The organism is Streptomyces durocortorensis, from assembly GCF_016901035.1.
GTDB lineage: Bacteria > Actinomycetota > Actinomycetes > Streptomycetales > Streptomycetaceae > Streptomyces > Streptomyces durocortorensis.
In genome coordinates this window covers 1-3,372 of record NZ_JAFEUF010000288.1, presented here as the reverse complement: position 1 = coordinate 3,372, position 3,372 = coordinate 1, and the positions used below count along the sequence as shown (strand labels likewise).

Annotated in this window: 3 protein-coding genes; 2 read left to right on the top strand and 1 reads right to left on the bottom strand. The window is 70.5% G+C overall.

Translation table 11 applies throughout. From position 1 onward, the window contains the following. The first annotated feature begins 260 nt into the window (after positions 1-260). Complete coding sequence (locus JS521_RS31530) at positions 261-944, top strand: hypothetical protein (RefSeq protein ID WP_205086337.1); 684 nt, start codon at positions 261-263, stop codon at positions 942-944. Here JS521_RS31530 and JS521_RS31525 read toward each other — a convergent pair. Then, entirely contained in the window at positions 941-1,897 is a 957-nt protein-coding gene (locus JS521_RS31525) for an RDD family protein (RefSeq protein ID WP_205086336.1), read from the bottom strand. The genes JS521_RS31530 and JS521_RS31525 overlap by 4 nt on opposite strands. A 119-nt stretch (positions 1,898-2,016) precedes the next feature. On the opposite strand from JS521_RS31525, the gene JS521_RS31520 reads away from it, so the two are divergent. Continuing rightward, a complete protein-coding gene (locus JS521_RS31520; protein ID WP_205086335.1) occupies positions 2,017-3,024 on the top strand; it encodes a stage II sporulation protein M in 1,008 nt (335 codons plus the stop codon). The last annotated feature ends 348 nt before the right edge of the window (positions 3,025-3,372 follow it).

Here is a 3,372-nt window from a genome sequence, read left to right as displayed (position 1 = left end):
CGCCAGGCCGCCGGTTATGTCCGTCAGGGTGCCGGGGGGGCCCCCCCCCCCCCCCCCCTCCACCCGTCCGCGCCCCGCCCGGCCGGGGGGCCGGCGGCCCCCCCCCCCCCCCCCCCGGGCGGCGTCACAGCATCCAGCAGCAGTTCCGCAGCAGATGCGTAACCGTCCACAGCAGATCCGAGTGCAGGCCCCCGCACCCCCGTGCCGGGGGCCTGCTCCCGTTACCGCCCCCGCACAGCCCGAGGAACCCGAAGGACCCCATGCCCCGCGGCAGGTATTCGCTCCACGACCTTCACGATCACACCCCCCTCGGCGAAGAACACTTCCACTGCGCCCCCGGCCCCTCCGGCTGGCGCTACGTCTCCCAGACCACATCCCCCTCCGGTGATCACCTCGGCTCCGTCGACCTCGCCCTGGACGAGCTGGGCCGGCCCATCCGCCTCGAACTCCACGCCGCGAGCTGGCAGGTACGAGGAGCAGCCCTGGAAGGGGTCACCTGGGTCCGGACCGACCCCACCGGCAGCCACGCCACCGAAGGCAACGTCCGCGCCCACACCTTCGCCGGCACGTCCCCCGCATTCCTCATCGCCATGGCCCGCCTTCTGCGCCTCACCCCCGCTTCCCCCACGACCCGCGTCCGCGTGGTCACCTTCACGGACCCGGTCCTCGCCCCCAGGACCGTCGACCAGTCCTGGGCCCTGGTGAACAGTGAAGCGCACGCCACTGACAACGGCCCCCTGGTCGTGGACGAATACCAGGTCAGCGCCCTGGACACCGGGGAGCAGCACACCGTCCACATCGCCGGCGACGTGGTCCTCGCGGCACCCGGCATCGAGCTCGAACACCTGGAGACGCCCCCGTCCCCCCGCGCCTCCGGCACCTCGGTCGACCCGGACCTGTCACCCGGCACGGAAAGGGTCACCGACGTGCCGGCCACCGACTAGCCGGGCGGAGCGAACCCGGCCGAGGAGACACTCCCACCCCGCTCCGCAGAAGCCCCGTCGTGGCCCCCGGCCTCGGCAGTCATCGACCCCCCGAAGCGCTCCCCCGACAGGCCGAGCGAGCCCAACACCGCAGGTCCCCCCGACACCACAGGCCCACCCGACCAGGCAGGCGGGGACGACACGGCGGGCCCCCCGGCCCGGGGCCCGGCGAACACGCGCCGCGCATCCCGGGACTGCCGCTCATGCACCACCGCGGCCAGAAACGCGGCCGCGGGAACACCCTGCGGCGCGGCGGCCCCTGTCCGCGCGACCAGCTCACCGGCCAGCCGTTCCGCGATCGACCGCCCCACCCCGGGATCCAGCTGCTGCATCCGCGTCAGGTACTGCCGTACCGCGGACCAGAGTTCGTCCGGTACGCCCGACAGATCCAGCTGTGCGAACCGGCCGACCAGCCACGGCGGGGGAGGCGGCACGGCGACGGACCGGCCCGTCGCCGCGACGCGCTCCCGGATCACCAGCGTCCCGGCGAACACATCACCGATCCGACGCCCCCGCGCCGACACCAGGGACGCAATAGAGGCCACGGCACCGAAGGTCAGGAGGATCTCGACGAGCCCCATGGCTCCACGGACGAGCGCGTGCCGGAAGCGGATCGGCCCGCCGTCGTCCCGTACCACCCGCAGTCCGCAGGCCAGCTTCCCCAGGGAGCGGCCATGGCTCAGCGTCTCCACCGCGACGGGCCCACCGATCAGGACCAACAGGAACGAGGCAACCCCGATCGCCGCGACGGCGGCCTCGTCCAGGGCGGCGGAAGCGATACCCAGCAGCACCGAGACCAGGATGAAGACGACGAACGTCACGGCCAGATCGATGGCCGAGGCCAGCGCCCGGCTGGGCAGCCGCGCGGGCCTCAACCCCAGAACGACCGCGTCACCGGTCACCAGCTCATTCATCGGTCCCCACCCTTCGCCGACCTTCCCTGCCCCAGCCGGGCCCAGTCTGCCAAGCTGACCGCCAGCGCGCCGCAGTAGTACGGACCCGTACGCCCCCTTGCCTGGAGCAACAGACGCCCATGGACCTCGACGTCTTCGTCACCGCCCACCGCTCGGAGTGGGACCGCCTCGAACACCTCCTGCGCCGAGGACGCCGCCTCACGGGCGCGGAAGCGGACGAACTGGTCGTCCTGTACCAACGCACGGCGACGCACCTCTCGCTGATCCAGTCGAGCAGCACCGACCCGCTCCTCACGGGCCGTCTCACCCAGCTCGTGGCCCGCGCCCGGTCCACCGTGACCGGCACCCGCAAGGCCTCCTGGCGTGACGCGGCCCGGTTCCTCACCACCGGATTTCCGGCTGCCGTCTACCGCTCCCGCCACTGGTGGATCCCCACCGCCGTGCTCTCGACAGCGTTGGCGGCATTGCTGGGCTGGTGGATAGGAACCCACCCCGAGGTGCAGGCGGCGATCGCGGCACCGGACGAACTCCGGGCGATGACCCGGCCGGGCGGGGAGTACGAGACCTACTACTCCAGCCATCCGGCGGCGTCGTTCGCGGCGCAGGTATGGACGAACAACGCTCAGGCCGCCGCCCTGTGCCTGGTCCTGGGGGCATTCCTCTGCATACCGGTGATCTGGATCCTCTTCCTCAACATGCTCAACCTCGGCGTCGGCATAGGCCTCATGTCTTCCGCGGGTCGCCTCGACGTCTTCCTCGGCCTGGTGCTTCCTCACGGCCTGCTCGAACTGACCGCGGTGTTCGTCGCCGCCGGCACGGGGCTACGCCTCGGCTGGACCGTGATCGACCCGGGCCCCCTGTCTCGCCGGACCGCCCTGGCCCAGCAGGGCCGAGCCGCACTGGGCATGGCCATCGGCCTGGCGCTGGTCCTGTTCGTCTCCGGCCTCATCGAAGGCTTCGTGACCCCGTCCGGCCTCCCGACCTGGGCTCGGATCACCATGGGCATAGCCGCTGAGCTGGCGTTTCTCGGTTACGTCTACATCTTGGGCGGCCGAGCGGCCCGCGCCGGCGACACGGGCGACCTCACAGCGGTCGAACGCAGCGCCGAACTTCCCACCGCAGCCTGACCGCCGATGTGCTTTCCCCCTTGCTGACCTGCTAGTGTCCTTCTCGCCCACAAAACCCGTTGACACGGCAGATGTGGGGAGGTAGATTTGAACGGTTGCCTCGGACTGGACAAGTTCGAGTTGAGCGCATAATATCTACCCCGCTCGTGCAAGAGCCCTTGTCGACTCCGCCGGGCCAAATGATTCTCCTTTTTCAAACTCACTCACGCTGTTCGTTCGGCCTGTGAGCCTCTGATAAAGTCGGATCCGCCGAAAGGCAAGGCCACTCCGTGGGCCACCGGAAATCGAATTCGGACCGGAAACGGAACGAAAAAGAGTCTGGTAAAGTCGGACTCGCCGGAAAGGGAA